Source organism: Litchfieldia alkalitelluris, from assembly GCF_002153425.1.
Taxonomy (GTDB): Bacteria; Bacillota; Bacilli; order Bacillales; family Salisediminibacteriaceae; genus Evansella; species Evansella alkalicola.
This window is the reverse complement of record NZ_KZ119600.1, coordinates 3,729,476-3,749,035: the sequence shown is the minus strand read 5'-3', so window position 1 is coordinate 3,749,035 and position 19,560 is coordinate 3,729,476. Positions and strand designations below refer to the sequence as shown.

Here is a 19,560-nt window from a genome sequence, read left to right as displayed (position 1 = left end):
AGTAGGAAACTCACGTGAGATAGGAGCTAAATCGCACGTGAAAATCGCGAAAAGTGGAAAACTCGCGTGAGATAGGCGCTTAATCGCACGCGAAAACCGTGAAAAGTGAAAAACTCACGTGAGATAGGCGCGTAATCGAACGCGAAAATCGAGAAAAGTAGGAAACTCACGTGAGATAGGAGCTAAATCGCACGTGAAAATCGCGAAAAGTGGAAAACTCGCGTGAGATAGGCGCTTAATCGCACGCGAAAACCGTGAAAAGTGAAAAACTCACGTGAGATAGGCGCGTAATCGAACGCGAAAATCGAGAAAAGTAGGAAACTCACGTGAGATAGGAGCGTAATCGCACGTGAAAATCGAGAAAAGCAAGAAACTCACGTGAGATAGGAGCTTAATCGCACGTGAAAATCGCGAAAAGCAAGAAACTCACGTGAGATAGATCGATAATCGAACGCGTAAACCGCGAAAAACAAGAAACTCACGTGAGATAGACGCTTAATCGCACGCGAAAACCGAGAAAAGTGGGAAACTCGCGTGAGATAGGCCTGTAATCGAACGCCAAAATCGTAATAAACAAGAAACTCACGTGAGATAGCCGCTTAATCACACGCGAAACTCGAGAAAAGCAACAAACTCGCGTGAGATAAACCCTTAATCGAACGCGAAACCAACCAAAAATAGCAAATTCATGTAAGATACCCGATATAATTGAAACACAATTACCCAAAACACCACATGCAAAAAAATAAAAACGGTAATCAAATAAACTAGACAAAAAGATCAATATATTGATAGAAGTAGGTGATAGGAATGCGAGTCACACAATCCATGCTGACACAAAATTCACTAGGATACTTAAGCCAGAGCTTTAAAACATTGCAGACGCTGCAAGACCAGCTAGCAACGGGGAAAAAAATAAGCCGCGCCTCACAAGATCCAGTTGTGGCCATGAATGGAATGCGCTACCGGACACAGGTGACAGAAGTGCAGCAGTTTAACCGTAACCTGTCGGAAGTTTATAACTGGATGGATAATGCCGATGCAACATTAGACGAAGCGACACAGGCAGTTCAACGAGTGCGTGAGTTGGCCGTTCAGGCAGCGAACGATACGTATGAAGAGACACAACGTGCTAATATTGCTAAAGAGGTGAGGCAGCTTCGAGAGCACCTTGAATCATTGGCGAATACGAAATCCAATAACAAATATATCTTTAACGGGACCAATACAACCCAGGCACCAGTAACCTCAGCGAATTTTAACGTTGGATTTGCTGGAGTGGCAGGAGAGCTGAACGGACTTCCAGATGGTGCGATTGAGCGTGGAGCTACGGCTCATGTGCTTACGCATAACAGCGAACGATTTGTTTTGGCGGAAAAACAAGGTGATCAGTTTACGTACCAGAGGGTTGATCCTAATACAGGTGAACTGGATCCGAATAAAACCATTACCATAACGGCCCCCGGCGAGGATAATCAAGAAATTTTATTGAATGCCAACGGGGAAACCGAAGAGCTTCAAGATCGCCAAGTCATTGTATCTATGAACAATGCCGTATCCACTAATGGTCAAACCGTGAATATCGAACTCTTAAAAGGAGTTACTATTCCAGTTAATATTCGTCCGGAAAATGTTTTCTCCACTGATTTCTTTGGTGACCTCATTCAACTAGAAAGAGCCTTGGAGGATCCGAATACATCTGCTGAAGAATTAACAAAGATGATTGGAAACATGGACAGGCAAATGGAAAAAATAGTGAATGAGCGCGCAGAATTAGGTGCTCGTTATAACCGAGTGGAAATGATTGACCAACGGGTGCAACAGCAGGAAGTGATTGCCCGACGTACCATGTCCAATAACGAAGATGCAGATATAGAAAAGGTAATCACTGAACTACTTTCAGCTGAAAACATTCACCGTGCTGCCCTTTCATCTACATCACGTATTCTTCAACCAACGTTAATGGACTTCTTAAGATAATTAGTTTGTTTAAGAGATTGACAGAATAGTGCTGTGATGCGAGGGAGCGCTCCTTCCTTCACAGCTTTTTAAAATTATTTCATACCTTCAACGAATAGTGTATTTCCTGCCATTTCACAACAATCCACTCGCTTTCACGCAAGGTACAAGTGCGACATCTGCTCATTCTTCGCAGTGTCTTCTGTGCCGCGGACGAACCGCCAAGCCTCCTCGGGAAAATCGCCCTGCGGGGTCTCGTCTGGCCCGTTATTCCGCAGGAGTCTCGAGGATTGTTGTTTATGGCATAATAAGTTGAATGTTTTTATCTTTTATAAATGAATAAATTTTTTTTCATAAAATTAACTAAACCAAAAGTCTAGGAACGTTTAGTTAATTATTTACACTCTGAAAAGTGTGAGTCATTTTAAAAGTAGAGGGGACAAATATAATGAATCTTCCTCAAGTTTTAATCGAAACTGGTAGAGCGGAAATTGGGAGGCAATATTCTAAGCCGCAGATGAGTATTTCGCAGCGAAACGCAGTGATGTCTGTGGACCAAGACTTGGCAGGACGACTTCACATCAGCACAACCGCCTCCAAGCTATTCATTGATCAAGCGGAAGCCTTTGCAGATGCTGATTTAAAAAGTCCGTTACGACGCGTAAAAGAAAATGCGGCTAAAGGTATGCAAAATATTAGTCAGTATGTTGCGAAAACTGCAAGAGAAGGGGAGCAGTTGAAGCGGATTGAAAATGGTGGCAACGCCCTAGCTCAAATCGCTCGGCAAAATGGAGAACGCCAGCTTCCAGAAGTGGGCCAAGGTACAATTCCAGGTAATGCCTTTAAAGTGAAGTTTGATTATACCCCTTCGGAAGTAAGTGTAAATGTGGAATGGCCCGATCCAAACATTCAGTTTCAAACCTTTGAACCAGAGATTCACATTCCAAGGTGGGAGACAAGTGCCTACCTCAAGCAAAAGGAATGGATTAATTTTACGGTGGTCGGTGCAAATGTGAATCAGCAATTATAAGAGAATGTCGATATGTGTTATCCCTGCATGAATAATCATGTGGGGATTTTTCCATTTAAAACCATTAAACTATGTCTATTTAGTTGTAATAAATCAAAAAAACTAGGTAAAATTTAAAAAAAATTTCGTTTTACGTACTATGTTCCGACAAAAATCGTGGTACAATAGGGTTTAATAAGGTTTACGACAATTTTTGATATTAAATCACAATTACTCATATTTTTTGACAAAATGAAAACCGGAGTGAGCAAAGTGAAAATTGAAACGAAATATGCTGGAGAAGTGGAAATTAACCCAAATAATATTATTCAGTTTGAACAGGGGATCCCTAGCTTTGAAGAGGAAAAGGAATTCATTTTATTACCGTACAGTGAAGAACAAAGTCCGTTCTATATTTTACAGTCCGTCAAAACTTCAGGATTAGCCTTTATGGTGATGACACCATTTACATTTTTCCCAGACTATGAAGCGAAGCTCTCTGACAGCGTGATCGAACAGCTCGCTATCGAAAAACAAGAGGATGTGGCATTGTTCGTCATCATCACCTTAAGGGAAACGTTACAGGAATCCACAGTGAACCTGAAGGGGCCAATCGTTGTGAATAGTGCCGCCCAAAAAGGAAAGCAAGTCGTCCTAAACGATACAGCATACCACACGAAACATGCACTAGTTGCCCCAGTGGCAGCAGGTCAGAAGGAGGAGTAATCATGCTCGTACTGACAAGAAAGCTCAATGAATCGATCAAGATTGGTGACGATATTGAATTAACAGTTATCGCTGTGGATGGGGACCAAGTGAAACTTGGGATTAACGCACCGAGGAACGTGGATATTCACAGAAAAGAAATCTATCTTGCCATTCAAGAAGAAAATACAGAAGCAGCAGCGAAAGGCTCTTTAGACTTATTGAAACAGCTTAGTGATAGTGTGAAAAAATAGTCTTTGTGACGTATGCCCGGAAGAGTTTTAGTAAACGTAGGTTGCATGGTGCTGTCCCTTTAAATGGAAACGTTGTTGTTATAAACGTTCCTGTAGAGGGACCGTGCACAATAATTTTTATACTTTTGTTGTTCAAAATAGTGAACAAAACTAATGATATTTTTGGAAGGGGAGACCCATTTATGCTGACGATTACAAAAGAAAGAGTACAGACTAATTATCGTAACGTCCTCTTCATAGACCATAATGAAAATATTCCAAATGAAGTATTGGAAGCGATTTCTTTTCAGGAGAAGGGGATTACGATTACTCGGAATAATAGAGTGGACATTAATACTGTCTCTGAAATGGACGATATCTTCTTTTTTGTAGAAAGCTATAATCGGAAAACAGTCCAGGAATTAACTGAAATACAAGAATCTATAAATAAGAAAAATACTTCTATCATTCTCGTACATAGAAGTGGCTTAGCTGGTGACTTGTTCCAATACCTTTCCCATGAAGTTGGAGGAATTGTTAGTCTTTCTTACTTAAGAAGAAACTTCAGTCTCGTCCTACAAAGTATGAAAGAAAAGGGAGTATTTTTAGAGGCGTCTCATCACCGAGATCTCGTTCTTCAGATTGAAAAGAAGAGGATGCGTGATAAGCCCATCAAGAAACTCGTCCTAAAGCGAGAAGCGGTAATGTCAGTGTTAACAAAAAACGAACAGGACGTCCTTCAATTTATACTAGATGGCCATAACAACCGTGAAATTGCAGAATTGTTATTTTTAGCACCTTCTACTATTAGTACAATCATAAGTCATTTACTGCGAAAAATGCAGGCGAACGATAGAACTGCTGCTATGGTGACTGCAATTAGAAATGGTTGGGTGGAAGCACATAGATAGAATACTATATCATTCGATAGATTGAGAAATTTACGAGGATCAAATAAGAGGGGAATTATTTTCCTTCTTTTTTTCTGCAAAAAATTATTAAAACTATTAAACATTTTAAAAGTTCGTCCGATATAACTTATGTAATGATCAATAGGGAAGAAGGCGGCCGACTTTTTTCTTAGGGATCATAATAAATTTAACTTCCACTCACAAGGATGTGACAGGAAGTAAAAAACAAATCAAGGAGGATTATTTAACTATGATTATTAACAACAACATTCCAGCGTTAAACACTCACCGTCAAATGGGTGTTAACCAAAATGCAATGCAAAACTCAATGGAGAAGCTATCTTCTGGTCTTCGTATCAACCGTGCAGGTGACGATGCAGCAGGTATAGCAATCTCTGAAAAAATGCGTGCCCAAATCAATGGTTTAGATCAAGCTAGCCGTAACGCACAAGATGGTATCTCTTTAATTCAAACAGCTGAAGGTGCACTTGATGAGACTCACAGCATTCTTCAACGTATGCGTGAATTAGCTGTCCAAGCATCAAACGATACGAATGTAGCTGTTGACCGAGGTGAGATTCAAAAAGAAATGGATCAGCTTATCGATGAGATTGATCGTATTGCTGAAACTACTGAATTTAACACTCAAAATTTACTTGGTGATAATGACGATGGAGATTTTAGTGGAGATGCTAACACATTCACTTTCCATATCGGTGCCAATGAGGGGCAAAATATCGAGCTTTCAATAGCTTCTATGTCTTCTGAACATATTGGGGATGGTGGAGATGGAGATGCAGACTCAATTAATGACTTGCGTTCGGATGGTGATGGTGAAAATGGTGCGCTCCTAACACAGACTGGTGCTGATGGAGCAATTACTACAATTAACAACGCTATTGAAGCTGTTTCTGCGGAACGTTCTAACTTAGGGGCAACTCAAAACCGTTTAGAGCACACTATCTCTAACTTGGACAACGCTTCTGAAAACCTATCAGCTGCGGAATCTCGTATCCGTGACGTTGATATGGCTGCTGAGATGATGGAAATGACTCGTGCAAACATCCTTTCTCAAGCTTCTCAGTCAATGTTGGCGCAAGCAAATCAGCAACCTCAGTCAGTACTACAATTACTTGGATAATTATAACATTTAACTTAAGAGGGGCTCTAGCAAAAGCTGGGTCTCTTTCTTAATTGATATAATAAAGAATATCGTGATTATAATTTAGTAAATTATCAAAAACTAATGAATGAAAGGTTATAAATAATATGGAAGAAATGCAAGAAAAAGAAAAGAAACTGATAGAAAAATCCTTAGTAATCATTGATTATACTTTAGAAAGTTTACTACAACATGATTATAATCAATCAATTAATATGTACAATACTCTTCTAAAAGCTTTTGAAACTTTGCAGAATTTATATAGTGATAATAGTTACAGGCATAGTATTTTTTATGAGAGACTAACGGAATTGGAAAGTCTACATAAAATAGTTATTAAAAAAGTTGAAAATAACAAATTTGAAGGACTGAATGATTATATAGAAGAAAATATAAAAAAGTCTTATGAGGAATTGTATCTACTAGTTAATACTCTACATTTACACAAGAAGTACGGAATTAATATTCAAATTAAGCAATATAATAGCTTGTTGTCAAATGGATATTTAGAAGATATTGCGGAGAAAGATATTAATACTGTGCAAAATTATTGGGAAAATTATTATGGCAAAAAGGTAGACCCTATTGTACATATAGCTTTCAAAAGGAAAACTGGAAGGTTGGATCCAAGGGTTATTACTCAACGTGTATTAAATGAGTCCGTAGTACCTTATTTTAATTTTGGTCAAGAAGGTACATTTTATTCGGATAAAAATATATATGATCTTTTAATCACCAAAGATTATTCGCCAAAAGTTATTCTAAAGCGGGTAAACGGTCAGTATTTCGATGGGGATAATTTTACAATTTCAAAAACCAAAGCCTATCGATTATTTAGTCATTATAAAAAAGATATTATTATTAAACAGAGTTTAGCAGATGATGGGAAGGCTGTAAAAAAAATAAAATATAAAAATTATAAATATATGATAAATGGCTCTGAGATGACTTTTGAGAAGATTGAGAAAGTTTTCGGGAAACACTTTCTTATGCAAGAAGTAATTAGTCAACATCCAATTATGGCTAAGCCTCACCCTAGTTCTGTAAATACATTCAGGCTTATTACATTACGTTGGAATAATGAAATTCATTATTTATGTGGTTACGGTAAGTTTGGCAGTGGGAATGCAGTTATTGATAATGATAGTACGTCAGGCGGCGGAATAGCAGTTGCCATCTCACCTGATGGGGAATTTAAACCATATGGTTCTGATGGCGATGCAAAGATTTACTACACACACCCAACTACTGGATATAAGTTTGCTGACCTTGGTTATTTGCCGAATTTTGATAAAGTAATAGATTTTGTAAAAAATCTTCACAATCGTATCCTTCACCGAAACTATGTCTCTTGGGATATCGCAATCGGTAAAGACGGAGAACCGATTTTTATCGAGATGAACTTTCGTGGTACAGTATGGAGAGTTCAACTAATCTGTGAGCAACCTATTTTTGGTGAATTCACGGAAGATATTTTAAAAACACTTGCTGATGAACGTAAACGAAAAGAAAAACAGGAAGATGAAAAAGTAAAGCTTCAAAGTGAAACGGAAAATATTAAAAATTGAATAAAACTATATAAAAGCAAATCAGATGCCTCAGTCAGTTTTACAACAACTAGGATAATGATTTGCAGGGTGTCTAAAATGGTAACGGATATGAGGACTATTGGGAGAATAACTGGAACATCCTAAAGCTTAGTCAACCACAACGGAGTTGGAAACGACAAACGTGAAGGTTTGGAAATGACAAAGATGTATGGATAATCAGCAGCCAAGCTCCTGTTTAGAAAGAATGGAGAAGGTTCAACGACTAGGATAAACCATTTAAAGCATTGCTATGGTGATGAAATCAGTAGGGTAGTGAAACCTAATCGAAGTGCCCAGCCCCTATTGATTATAGGGTGAAGATATAGTCTAACCAATGATCGAAAGACATTGAGGCATTGCAAGCTAACCAGCAACCACAATCAGTACTACAATTATTGGATAATTTCATTATTCAATACAAGAGAGGCTCTAGCTTAGGGTGGGGTCTTCTTTTTATCGAGGTATAAATATTTTGGGGGACAATTAAGTAGAAAGGGGATGTTTCAAATTAAAAATTATAAAATTACACATTTAGGAAGTTTCTCTTCTGAGAGTCAATATGAACCAGGTAAATGTGCGATAAAACCTTACCAAAGTAAAAAATTAAAACAAATATCAAAAATTTTAACTGGTTATCCAACTAGATTTGATAATATTCATCTCAGGTACTCCCCAAAAGGTATTATTTGTGTACTTAACGATCAAGTAAATTTACAAAGAGAGAATGGGGAAATTAATGAAAGTGAATCAAAAGAAGCATTTCAATTAATAGAAGAATTAAATAGAGATCTTATCTAAAAAGTAATATTTTCGATATAACCTGTTGATCTTGCAATCACCCACTTACTTAACCTAATTTGATATTAGATAACGTAAAGTATTCACACTCTCAAATGCGATTTTCCTTATCCGTGACGTTGATATGTAACTGAGATGATGGAAATGACTCGTGCAAACATCCTTTCTCAAGCTTCTCAGTCTATGGTAGCTCAAGCAAATCAGATTCCTCAGTCAGTATTACAACTACTAGGATAATGATTTGCAGGGCGTCTTACTTGGTAATGGGTAAGAGGACCACTGGGTGAATTGCTGGAACTTCCTAAAGCTTTGCCAACCACAGCGGAGTTGGAAACGACAAACGTAATGGTTTAAAAAATGACAAAGATAGATGGATAATCAGCAGCCAAGCTCCTGTCTCGAAAGAATGGAGAAGGTTCAACGACTAGGATAGACCATCTAAAGCCAATGCAATGGTGATGAAATCCGTAGGGTAGTGAAAACTATTCGAAGTGCCCAGCCCCTATTCTTAAATAGGGGGAAGATATAGTCTAACCAATGATCGAAAGACATTGAGGCAGAACAAGCCAACCAACAACCACAATCAGTACTACAATTACTTGGATTATTTTTTATTCAACATAAGAGAGGCTCTAGCATAGGCTGGGGTATCTTTCTTAATACTATAAAGAAAAGGTGATTCAAGTGAAAAGACCCTGCCCTTGTTGTCAAAATAAAATAATATATATCGAATCTGATATCAGAGAAGAAGGAAGTTCACACCAGGGCTAATGGGGACGGTTCGGAACCAGTGATAAAGTCACTATATTTTTCACCAATTTAAGCTTTTTTAACTTTTTATAGAGCCAGAAAGAGAATTCCTCTTCATTTACCATATATATAGCAGAACAGAGGGTATCTGCACTAGTATTCCTCTCTTTTATTCGGATACTAGTGCTGCTATTCGCTTTATATTAGCTGCTATTGCAGTTAATTTTGATTGTTTGGACACACTTAATCGCCCATATCCTCTAGCTCGGTATAGGCCATTGAATCTCTTTACTTCTCCAATCTTCCCTTCAATTGAAGCTCTCTCTTTATATTTCTCTATGAATTCTTCCGTCTTTTGATACTGAGAAATATCGTAAAACTCAGCTGTATTTTTACCGAGTTTCAGAATTTTTCTTGCTGCTTTCCCAGCACACTCATCATGTAAAGGACAAGTCTTGCATTGATTGATTTCAAAATAATATTTGTATCCTTCAAATGTCCCATTCTTATTGCTAGTCTTGAAATATTTCTTTTTTTCAGTTGCATTTCCATAAGAACATTGCCACTCATCTGCATCTTTATTATAGGTATACTTGCTTTCATCAATTCTGTAAATAAGAGGGCTGACAGGTATGTATGGTGTTATTTTTAGTTCTTCCAGTTCATCTAAGAGAGGTTTTCTAAAATAAGCTTTATCTGCGAATACTTCTTTTATGTTAATACCTGACTTCTTTGTTGCTTTTAGCATACTGCTTAAATGATTACCATCCATATAAGAACCACTTTCTGTTCGAACGGAAGTGATGATTCTTTCTTTAGTTGTCATTGTAAACTCTGTTTTATACCCATAAAAACTCTGTGTTCTACTTTTACGACCAACTCTCGCATCTTCATCAATTAGGGAACGAAGACCTTTTTGGTTTAAAAACTTTGGATCATCTAAAATCTCCTTTGCTTTTTTTATTGAGTCTGATGTTTTACTAATTTGAGTTTGTGCTGAGTCCTCAACCTTGTCTATCACTGATAATAAGTAGTCTTTCATCACCATTTTTGCTTCATTGTGGTCTTCTATTTCTTTATAATCTGGCACCTCAGGTGCCCCTTCTAACACTTCTCCTGCTTCTTCCTCGTAATTTTTCATAATTTTTCTTGCTAAATGTTTCATAATCCGTTCAGGTGTTTTCTTAATCGTGTTTGCCTCAATATGAGTTACATCTACACTTACTCCATCACTTTCAATTAGACCGTGTTCTACACACTGTCTAACAGTCTCTTCTAATATTTCGTCCAAAGTTTCTTCGCCAACACGACGAGTCCGAAACTTTGAATACAGACTTTTATCTGGTAATTTATCTTCTGGATTTAATCCTAGAAAATATAAAAATACTAGATTAAGATTCCCCTCTGTCTCCATTCTTTCATCAGAAAGGTTATAAAGATGTTGTAGAAAAAGGATTTTACACATCATTTCTGGTTCTTTAGCGGGACGGCCAAAGTTCTTACAATACGAATCAGCTAGTAAATCATTGATAAAACTAAAATCGACTACTTTTGATGCCTTTTTTAACATATGATTTTCAGGTATTTTATTGTATAATTCAGAGTGAAAGCTTAATTGTTTTGGCTCATGTCGAAGCATAGTAAAAACCCCCTTTGGTTTGTGTTTGGTCACACTTATTATACCATTTAGGGGGTTTTTATTGTTCATAATTCCTATTATTTATATCGTTTTAGTAAGAATTTTTCGTTTTGTATATATTTAGGTCAAAAACTTCTTATTTCTCCATTATTACTAGACTTTTTCACTGATTCCGGACGGTTCTTATTGGCCGAATATGTAAAAATAGGATCACCACAGTCTGTATCAAAATTACTTGTGAAAATGGGGACGGACCTTATTAGCCAATTCTGTAATATATTGAAGTAAAAATAATCAATCTGTTTTTCAACTACTTGGTTTAATAGATTGAAGAGGCGGTCTTCCTTGGTAATCAGAAAAAGTATTGATGAAGTCTGCTATCCCAGTGCGGTTGTATAATAAAGTGCTTATTGATTTTAAGAAAATCACTATTCAAAGAATTAGTGTAAAAAGGTATGCAGCTCTTTGTATTTATGGTATTTGAGTGAGGATCTTATAGTAGAGTTCTAAATCCAAAAAAATAATAAATAATTTTTATAAACTATTAAACATTTCTATATTCCCTCCGATATATAAATTAGAACAGCAAAACTTAATAAAATGACGGAAACTCAGGACGAGTTCGATTGTTTTTATTGCAGGACGCAATGAATATTCTTTCGTATCTCGTCATTTTTCGAACCGCAATTGTCATTTTTTAACAAAAGTATTATCTATGCTGTTATATTCCAGGGAAGGGGGAGCTGTCCGTGCTCGTTTTGCAATGTAAAGTAGGAGACTGCATTGCAATCGGTGAGAACGTTACCGTGCGAGTGGTTCAAGGCAAGAAGGGGCAGTTGCGTCTGGCCATTGATGCGCCAAGAGAAATTGCGATTCAGCGCCAAGAAACCGATAAGCCGTTAAGTCAGCTGGTTGCTGTCAATTAGGTTGTTGTTGGTATAGTCGTGTTGATTTAAATAATAAATTAAATTGAAGATAAAAAACGAAGCTCAGGACGAGCAAATGGGTGAATGGACCTTGCAGGACGCAAGTATCTATTTCTTATTTGCTCGTTTTTTGTTTTCATAATGCCAAGGAGGGTATTGCCATGTTAGTTTTAGGAAGAAAACCTGGAGAATATGTAGTAATAGATGATCAAATTGTTGTAAAAGTTGTTCGAGGTGCTGCAGGACAATTGCGCTTAGCCATAGAAGCACCAAAGCATATGGATATTACACGAGGCGAAGTGTATGAAGCTAATCAAAAAACAGCGGCAGCCCTCGCTGGGAATGCTATAGCATTGAAAAATGAAATCACTGTTTCATAATTAAATATATATATATTGTAGCTCAAGGACGAGCAGAGAAGTGGATTGAACCATATTAGGATTGGTTTGATCTATTCCTCTGCTCGTCCTTTTTTTAGTTTTTGTAGGAGGTGACGTGCAGAAACTGCTTTACAGTTTTACAAGTCGATTGTCGGAATAGTCGCGTGAAAAAAGAGTGAACACGGATGTACACTCAAAAACTAAATTACACGGAGGTCATGTAAAATGATTATTAACAACAATATTCCAGCTTTAAACACTCATCGTCAAATGGGGATCAACCAAAATGCAATGCAGAATTCTATGGAAAAGTTATCTTCTGGTATGCGTATTAACCGCGCAGGTGACGATGCAGCAGGTCTAGCAATCTCTGAAAAAATGCGTGCTCAAATCAACGGTTTAGATCAAGCTAGCCGTAACGCACAAGATGGTATTTCATTAATACAAACTGCAGAAGGAGCTTTAAATGAGACCCACTCCATATTACAGCGTATGCGTGAGTTAGCCGTACAATCTGCAAATGATACTAACACGGATGATGATCGTGCTGAACTTCAAAAAGAAGTTGATCAGTTAATCGAAGAGATTGATAGAATAGCAACTCAAACAGAGTTTAATACTGAGACTCTATTAGATGCAACAGGTGGGGATACTGGGAAATTTACTTTTCATATTGGAGCAAATACTACTCAGAATATGGATATTACCATCAGAGACATGAAAGCTACAGGGGCTGTTCTCGGACTTACTGACCTAAAAATTAACACACAAGCCACTGCTGACCCAGCAATAAAAACACTAGACGATGCAATTAAAGAAGTTTCAGCGGAAAGATCTATGTTAGGTGCAAATCAAAATCGCCTTGAACATACAATCAATAATCTTAATACATCTTCTGAGAATTTATCTGCAGCGGAATCTCGTATCCGTGACGTAGATATGGCGAAAGAAATGATGGAAATGACTCGTGCAAACATCCTTTCTCAAGCTTCTCAGTCTATGTTAGCGCAAGCGAACCAAAGACCACAGTCTGTATTACAATTACTTGGATAATATATAAGTGGTTTAGTTGGTTAGGAAAATTACAGAACAAAAAAAACGGAAGAGGTTCTAGCTTAGGCTAGGGTCTCTTTTCTTATAATACTAAGATAATGTGATTACTGTTAATCATATATTCTTGTATTTTCCTTGTAGAAAAGAAATACCATAATTCCTCACAGAATAAAGAATGTTCCTATCTGATCTTTGATGATTAATGCCAAGAGAAATATTTGATCACCCCACTTAAACTTCGTGATCCATATTTTCAAATAATATATACCTATTATTATTTCCGAATAAATATAGCACTCATTTCAAAAAGTATATGAATTTACTATATTTACTTTATTTTCCCAAAATAATATTATAAAGTAGGAATATGTTACCAGTACTTATGTATGGGGAGAGGGTTCATTTGTTGCAGAAGCTTTGTTCTAATTGTGGTAGTAAAAAGGAAGATAGTGCTCAAGAGTATTGTGATGAGTGTGGTAAGGAATATTCTAATTACAACATGGTAAAAGAATTTATAAGAAATAATCCAAATACAAATGCGATAGAAGTAGCAAATGAAACAGGATTAGACTTAAGTAAGATTATGAAATTTTTAAAAGGTGGTTTATTTAGTTAGTATAAATAACATAGTCAGCTAAAGCTTTGAGGGTATAATCATACCTTCATTTTTTATTGCTTATTACTAGTTATTGAACCTAGCTTTTTAAAGTTCAGCGATAAAATTACTATAAAAACACACAAAAAATTCCAATATACTGTTAACAATCTAGTACTTTATGTCGAAAAAGATAGGAGAGAGAAATTATATTGAGAAAATAGATGAATGATTTTTTCTATAGATAGGCTAGTAAATACATAATAGGGTGATAAATTTGAGAATTATTAGTGGCAGTCTCCCGTCTTTATTGAATAATAATATGAAAAAGACTCAAAATAGTCTTCAAAAAAATATGAAAAGTTTAAGCTCAGGGAAGCGTATTAATAGTGCTTCCGATGATGCGGCAGGTCTAGCAATTAGTCAGAGAATGCGCGCCCTTATACGAGGATCAGAACAAGCGTCTAGAAATGTCCAAGATGCCTCTTCCCTTATGCAAGTTGCTGAAGGGGGAGTGGAAGAGATTTCGCATGTTCTTCAAAGAATGCGGGAGTTATCTGTCCAAGCAGCTAATGATACAATGACCACCCCTGATAAACTGTTAATTCAAGACGAGATTGAGGAATTAAAAAAGGGACTTCAGGAACTCGTAAGTAGTACGGAGTTTAATGGAAAAAAATTATTAAGTAATAAAGAACCAGCAGAATACGTTTATGAGAATCGAATAGCATCTCGAAATACGGAACTACAAGTAAAAGAATTAGAAAATCCTGTTCTTACAAATGCTAGTAATGTCGGTTCAAAAGAGCTTAGACAACAGAGCAAACCAAATATGGTGCACACGGTGGAGAGGTCTATTAATCCAGCTGTAATACATTCAGGCTACATTACAGATTTAGAAAGTATAACAAAAGGAACAGTAGTTAATCATGAGCCACAGTGGACCCAAGATGGATCTGCTATCCTATTTCAACGTGATGGGGAGTCATATGTTGTATCTATAAGTGGTGATACAACACCAACAAGGGTCACATCAGAAGAGTCTTATCCTCAAAAGACAGAAACAGATGATGGTCTAATGAGATTAAGACTATCTGACGATGACTCAATGCTAATCTTAGAAAAGAGAGATGGCATAGAGTCTACTGATTGGACAGAAATAGAATCATTTAAGTATTATAAGCCTGATGGAACTAATGGATTTAGCTTTTCACCAGTAGTAGACGATGATGGTCAGACCTTTTTTGTTTATACTGATAATGTGGGAAATCTCCAAAAGGTTGATATACTTGATCAAGAGGTGGTGAATATAACATCACTAATTTCTAACAACAATGAAGTAGTTACTCTAGACAAAACGCTTGATTTGTATAGAATGGACGACCCAGATCGACCTTCTATAAAGGTAGAAAAAGTAAGTAGTGATGGTATAAGGAGAACATTAGAATATTGGAATGGGGAAGGGGACTCTCCTTCTGATGGATATTATACTGTTTCTGGAGATACATTTACTTTCCATGGAGATGCCGTTATAGGAGCAGAAGATGGGGATAGTTACGAGAGCTCTTATCAAATATCATTTACTTCTCTAAATAGTGCCGAAAGTAACTTTTCTACTGTTTCCATACCTACTGGAGCAAAAGTCTACAATATGAACGGCCAAGGAGAGCCACAGAGTTTAATCATTTCTGTGGGGGATACCGTTGTGGAAAAAGAGTATTTACTATCAGAACGCCCAGAGGCAGGATCGGTTATTGATGGTGTATTCGTTGATGAAGAACAAGGGAATGTGGAGCTTTATGGAAAATGGAGACCAGCTTATGATGAACAAGTTTCCTTCGAGTATTTAAATAATAGTAGTTTTGATGATGGCGCCTATTCCTTTGGGTTAGTGGAGTATATTGATACATATAATCTGGAAACAGATGATTTGAGTAATAACCGCTCTCTTCGTGTTTATGTTGGAGACACAGAACTACATCACGATGAAAACAATGGCTTTACTTACAATGAAGAAAATGGAAAAATAAGTTTACATGGAGATGCAAGGCCGAATATTCATAATGTAGAACAGATTAGGGTTGAATATATTAAGGACGAATCTACTAACACTACAACCAATGAGGTTTTCGGCATCCCACTTAATTCATTCCGACCTGAAATTTATAACTTAGGAGAAGAGGACTCCCCTAGTTCGATTCAAGTGATTAGAAACGGATCAGAGGAAATCGTTTTTTCAGACGAAAATGGTTTTACATATAATATAGAAACCAATACTATTCTATTACATGGGACAGCGAGACCAGATATTAATGACAGCTATACAATTAATATGATCGTCCCACATACGACAGCCTTTGCCCAAGATGGGTTAGTTGAAATTGAATTATCAAGAACCCCTCAAACCTATAGTGTTGATGAATCTGGAAATCCAGGTACATTTCTAGTGATCGTTGATGGAGAAGAAGTTCAGTATGATTCTGAAAAAGAAAATGGCTTCTATTATAATAGTGTAACAAACCGTATTGAACTGTATGGAGATGCAAGGCCAGATGTTGCAACTTCTAGACAACCTGACGTTCAAGTGTATTATGTGTTTGAAAGCCAACAACTTTCGGGTGGAGAAACATATGATTTTCAACTGGACAACGATACTTTATATTACGGACTTAACCAAGAAGATGGGCCAAAGGGAATTCGTGTTTACTATAATGATGAAGATGTTCCTTATAACTCGGAAAATGGTTTCACCTATAATCCAGAAACCAATATTCTTTCGCTCCACGGCTCCTATCGTCCGAAAAACTCAGATGGTGAAGGTGATTATGAGATATTCTACGTACGTGAACCTTTTTTGGAGATGGGAATTCCTGAATCTACCTATATACATAAGGTCGAAGTGAATGGCGTGGATATAGGAGATAATTACTATCACGATGAAGAAGAATCCATTGTCAGGGTTATTGGTGATGGCAAACCAGATGCAACAAGAACGCTAGAGAACGTGGGGTTGACAGTGTATTATCGCGAATCTACCGATGTATTCTTGGACACTGAACCTACAGATAGCCAAGTTATCAATGAACTAGCACAAAGGGGCAATAGAATCCTTGCTTCAGTAATTGATGAACCTGAATTACAGGTTACTCTAAATGGTGAGAGATTAAATACTAGTCAGTTTACTCTGACTGACCAAGTTATTTCATTGAATGACAGGGAAGTAGATTTATCACTAAATACAACAAATTACATTAACGTAGAATATGGTGTAAAACATATTACGGAGTATAAGCCCAACGAGTTTACCTTCCAAGTTGGTGCAAATGCTGGACAAACATACGATGTTCAAATAAGATCTTTCGATAATATGTTGTATGATACGGATAAGATAGATGTCCGTTCTCGTGAGTCTGCAGTTAACAGTATTGGAATTATTGACGATGCCCTTTCCTTTGCTATAAGGGAAAGGAGCAATATGGGAGCAATTCAGAATAGACTATCATCTATCGAATCTACTTTAGGTGCTGTTCAAGAAAACACCACTGCTTCTGTTAGTAGAATAGAAGACGTTGATATGGCACGGGAAGTAATGGATATGTTGAAAAATAATGTGTTAATGCAGGCACAGCAGTCGATGAATGTCCACGTACATCAAAGAAGCAGTGACGTCTTGGCATTATTTAACTAGTAGGGGGTGTCCCTTCTTTTTGAAGAACTGGGAGCGGACCTTTTAAAAAAAGCTAAATTTAAGAAAAGAACTCTGGTTGATGCTGGAGTTCTTTTTAATATTATTCAAATTCGTTTATACACCTCTTACTGAAGTCTCTTAGCTCATCACACTCAATAGTTTTCAATTTAATCCGATATAGTATATAAGCTTACTTTTTAAACTACTATATGAACAGACTAAAGGAGTTTTACACAAATGGAGAAGTATGTTGAAGTTATGAAGAAATCACAGGAGTTAGTAGATACAATGGTGGAGGGATTGGAGCATATTCAGAGGTTATTGTCTGAGGGACATGAAGCGCAAACCGTCTACCTATTTGAAAATGTCGTATTAGCATATACGACAATTGAGAAATCACTAGAGCCGATTCAAGCTGAGATTAAGAATGAAGAACTTCAATCAGTGACGAAAAATCTTGCGCATGTACTAGAATTAGTGGTTGATAGTTACGAAGCTAAGGACTACGGGAAGGTACAGGAAGTGATTCAGTTTACACTCACTCCACAGGTGATTAATTGGAAAGCTGTATTTGAAAGTGCCTTTAAACCTTATATAGTTTCTTAAAACGATGTTGGGATAGAATAAGGTTTAAAAAGTTAATCTAATTTTTCTCCAAATCGGTAGGGGGTTAGATGTAAGTTTACTTGATTCATTGTTCCCTGCATTAGTATTAGTTATATATTATATTGTAGCCGTCTTGTAAAAGGCGGTTTTTATCTTTTAGGTGAAATATTGTTTGACAAGTTAATGGATATGATGTAAATTAACTAAAGTACGAACAATTATTTATTATTTTTTATAAAATATTCGTGTTTAGAGGTGTAGTAGATGGATAACGTATTTGATTATGAAGATATACAATTAATTCCCGCGAAAAGTATTGTGAAGAGTAGATCTGAATGTGACACGACGATAAACTTTGGTGGACATACGTTCAAGTTACCTGTTGTTCCAGCAAATATGCAAACCATTATTGATGAAAAGATCGCTATATATCTAGCTGAAAATGGATATTTCTATATTATGCATCGCTTCCAACCAGAGAAGCGAATTGGTTTTATCAAAGATATGCAATCAAGAGGGTTAGTTGCTTCTATCAGTGTTGGGGTAAAAGATCCGGAATATGATTTTATTGAAGAATTGGCTGCAGAAGGGTTAATTCCTGAGTTCATTACCATTGATATAGCTCACGGACATTCCAATGCAGTAATCGATATGATTACTCACATTAAGAAGCATATCCCAAAAAGTTTTGTCATTGCAGGTAATGTTGGTACACCTGAAGCAGTGAGGGAGCTTGAAAATGCTGGTGCTGATGCAACAAAAGTTGGGATCGGACCAGGTAAAGTGTGTATTACAAAAATTAAAACTGGTTTTGGAACAGGTGGTTGGCAATTAGCAGCGCTTCGCTGGTGTGCAAAGGCGGCGAGTAAGCCAATTATTGCCGATGGTGGAATTCGTACGCACGGAGATATTGCCAAGTCCATTCGTTTCGGTGCTTCTATGGTCATGATCGGTTCGTTATTTGCAGGCCATGAAGAGTCGCCAGGGGACACGTATGAACAAGACGGGCAATGCTTTAAGGAGTACTTTGGTTCTGCTTCTGAATTCCAAAAGGGTGAGAAAAGAAACGTCGAAGGTAAAAAGATGTTTGTTGAGTATAAAGGGCCTTTACAAGACACGTTAACGGAAATGGAACAAGATCTGCAATCGTCCATTTCATACGCAGGTGGTAATAAGTTAGAGGCGATCCGCTATGTTGATTATGTAGTGGTGAAGAACTCGATTTTTAATGGAGATAAGGTATATTAAAGGATTGGCAAGATAGAGGCAGTGGTGCTTGGAGGGAGAGCGTGGCGGGCTTGAGTGTTAGTTGTTGCCAGGGAGGGCGCATTCCTTGCGTGTTTGGTTAGTGTAGTAGATACCACGCTGCTGGCAGAAGTATGTGTTGGTGAAATTCAATCAAAATAAGAGCCTGATCCTAAAGTGCTTCCTAAAGGCACAGAGGGGCGGGCTTTTTTAGATGAGTGGACATACTTGGACCGACGAGGGGTTCGATCAGGTATGAGATTATGCAATTTCACATTTTCGTACCTGATCAGAGGTCGGTCGGGTATGATA

Annotated in this window: 15 protein-coding genes and 2 pseudogenes; 16 read left to right on the top strand and 1 reads right to left on the bottom strand. The window is 37.2% G+C overall.

Features of this window, described 5'->3' with window-relative positions; genetic code table 11:
• Positions 1–810: 810 nt before the first annotated feature.
• From flgL to BW724_RS17965, 9 genes and pseudogenes are all read left to right on the top strand, one after another.
• Positions 811–1,980, top strand: a complete 1,170-nt coding sequence (gene flgL / locus BW724_RS18005; protein ID WP_088076527.1) for a flagellar hook-associated protein FlgL — start codon at positions 811–813, stop codon at positions 1,978–1,980.
• A gap of 427 nt (positions 1,981–2,407) precedes the next feature.
• On the top strand, positions 2,408–2,989 hold the full coding sequence (locus tag BW724_RS18000) for a DUF6470 family protein (RefSeq protein WP_088076526.1): 582 nt from the start codon (positions 2,408–2,410) through the stop codon (positions 2,987–2,989).
• A 252-nt stretch (positions 2,990–3,241) separates the two neighbouring features.
• Positions 3,242–3,694, top strand: coding sequence for a flagellar assembly protein FliW (gene fliW, locus BW724_RS17995; RefSeq protein ID WP_088076525.1), 453 nt, complete (start codon positions 3,242–3,244; stop codon positions 3,692–3,694).
• Positions 3,695–3,696: 2 nt separating this feature from the next.
• Complete coding sequence (gene csrA / locus BW724_RS17990) at positions 3,697–3,927, top strand: carbon storage regulator CsrA (protein WP_088076524.1); 231 nt, start codon at positions 3,697–3,699, stop codon at positions 3,925–3,927.
• A gap of 182 nt (positions 3,928–4,109) precedes the next feature.
• On the top strand, positions 4,110–4,817 hold the full coding sequence (locus tag BW724_RS17985) for a response regulator transcription factor (protein WP_088076523.1): 708 nt from the start codon (positions 4,110–4,112) through the stop codon (positions 4,815–4,817).
• 250 nt (positions 4,818–5,067) lie between these two features.
• Positions 5,068–5,958: a flagellin Hag gene (hag, locus tag BW724_RS17980; RefSeq protein ID WP_088076522.1), complete on the top strand. Its 891-nt coding sequence runs from the start codon at positions 5,068–5,070 to the stop codon at positions 5,956–5,958.
• 128 nt (positions 5,959–6,086) lie between these two features.
• Positions 6,087–7,547, top strand: a complete 1,461-nt coding sequence (locus BW724_RS17975; protein WP_088076521.1) for a sugar-transfer associated ATP-grasp domain-containing protein — start codon at positions 6,087–6,089, stop codon at positions 7,545–7,547.
• Positions 7,548–8,066: 519 nt separating this feature from the next.
• Positions 8,067–8,366: a hypothetical protein gene (locus tag BW724_RS17970; RefSeq protein ID WP_088076520.1), complete on the top strand. Its 300-nt coding sequence runs from the start codon at positions 8,067–8,069 to the stop codon at positions 8,364–8,366.
• Between the two features lie 109 nt (positions 8,367–8,475).
• Positions 8,476–8,603 (top strand): annotated as a pseudogene (locus BW724_RS17965) (flagellin); the annotation flags it as partial.
• A 688-nt stretch (positions 8,604–9,291) separates the two neighbouring features.
• Here BW724_RS17965 and BW724_RS17960 read toward each other — a convergent pair.
• Positions 9,292–10,755, bottom strand: a pseudogene (locus tag BW724_RS17960) (IS1182 family transposase); the annotation flags it as partial.
• 749 nt (positions 10,756–11,504) lie between these two features.
• Between BW724_RS17960 and BW724_RS17955 the strand changes: the two are divergent.
• The 7 genes from BW724_RS17955 to guaC all read left to right on the top strand — a co-directional run bounded on the left by BW724_RS17955 (position 11,505) and on the right by guaC (position 19,251).
• Entirely contained in the window at positions 11,505–11,681 is a 177-nt protein-coding gene (locus BW724_RS17955; protein WP_088076518.1) for a carbon storage regulator, read from the top strand.
• A 161-nt stretch (positions 11,682–11,842) separates the two neighbouring features.
• Positions 11,843–12,061, top strand: coding sequence for a carbon storage regulator (locus BW724_RS17950; protein WP_088076517.1), 219 nt, complete (start codon positions 11,843–11,845; stop codon positions 12,059–12,061).
• A 225-nt stretch (positions 12,062–12,286) separates the two neighbouring features.
• Positions 12,287–13,114, top strand: a complete 828-nt coding sequence (locus tag BW724_RS17945) for a flagellin N-terminal helical domain-containing protein (RefSeq protein WP_088076516.1) — start codon at positions 12,287–12,289, stop codon at positions 13,112–13,114.
• Positions 13,115–13,517: 403 nt separating this feature from the next.
• Complete coding sequence (locus tag BW724_RS17940) at positions 13,518–13,730, top strand: hypothetical protein (RefSeq protein WP_088076515.1); 213 nt, start codon at positions 13,518–13,520, stop codon at positions 13,728–13,730.
• Between the two features lie 256 nt (positions 13,731–13,986).
• Complete coding sequence (locus tag BW724_RS17935) at positions 13,987–17,397, top strand: flagellin (RefSeq protein ID WP_088076514.1); 3,411 nt, start codon at positions 13,987–13,989, stop codon at positions 17,395–17,397.
• 237 nt (positions 17,398–17,634) lie between these two features.
• Positions 17,635–18,003: a DUF8042 domain-containing protein gene (locus BW724_RS17930; protein WP_088076513.1), complete on the top strand. Its 369-nt coding sequence runs from the start codon at positions 17,635–17,637 to the stop codon at positions 18,001–18,003.
• Positions 18,004–18,267: 264 nt separating this feature from the next.
• Complete coding sequence (guaC, locus tag BW724_RS17925) at positions 18,268–19,251, top strand: GMP reductase (protein ID WP_088076512.1); 984 nt, start codon at positions 18,268–18,270, stop codon at positions 19,249–19,251.
• Positions 19,252–19,560 lie beyond the last annotated feature (309 nt).

Coding starts and splice junctions, on each gene's coding strand:
- hag (WP_088076522.1), top strand. CDS start 5,068: ATGATTATTAACAACAACATTCCAGCGTTAAACACTCACCGTCAAATG.
- BW724_RS18000 (WP_088076526.1), top strand. CDS start 2,408: ATGAATCTTCCTCAAGTTTTAATCGAAACTGGTAGAGCGGAAATTGGG.
- BW724_RS17945 (WP_088076516.1), top strand. CDS start 12,287: ATGATTATTAACAACAATATTCCAGCTTTAAACACTCATCGTCAAATG.
- BW724_RS17975 (WP_088076521.1), top strand. CDS start 6,087: ATGGAAGAAATGCAAGAAAAAGAAAAGAAACTGATAGAAAAATCCTTA.
- BW724_RS17985 (WP_088076523.1), top strand. CDS start 4,110: ATGCTGACGATTACAAAAGAAAGAGTACAGACTAATTATCGTAACGTC.
- BW724_RS17950 (WP_088076517.1), top strand. CDS start 11,843: ATGTTAGTTTTAGGAAGAAAACCTGGAGAATATGTAGTAATAGATGAT.
- guaC (WP_088076512.1), top strand. CDS start 18,268: ATGGATAACGTATTTGATTATGAAGATATACAATTAATTCCCGCGAAA.
- flgL (WP_088076527.1), top strand. CDS start 811: ATGCGAGTCACACAATCCATGCTGACACAAAATTCACTAGGATACTTA.
- BW724_RS17970 (WP_088076520.1), top strand. CDS start 8,067: ATGTTTCAAATTAAAAATTATAAAATTACACATTTAGGAAGTTTCTCT.
- csrA (WP_088076524.1), top strand. CDS start 3,697: ATGCTCGTACTGACAAGAAAGCTCAATGAATCGATCAAGATTGGTGAC.
- BW724_RS17930 (WP_088076513.1), top strand. CDS start 17,635: ATGGAGAAGTATGTTGAAGTTATGAAGAAATCACAGGAGTTAGTAGAT.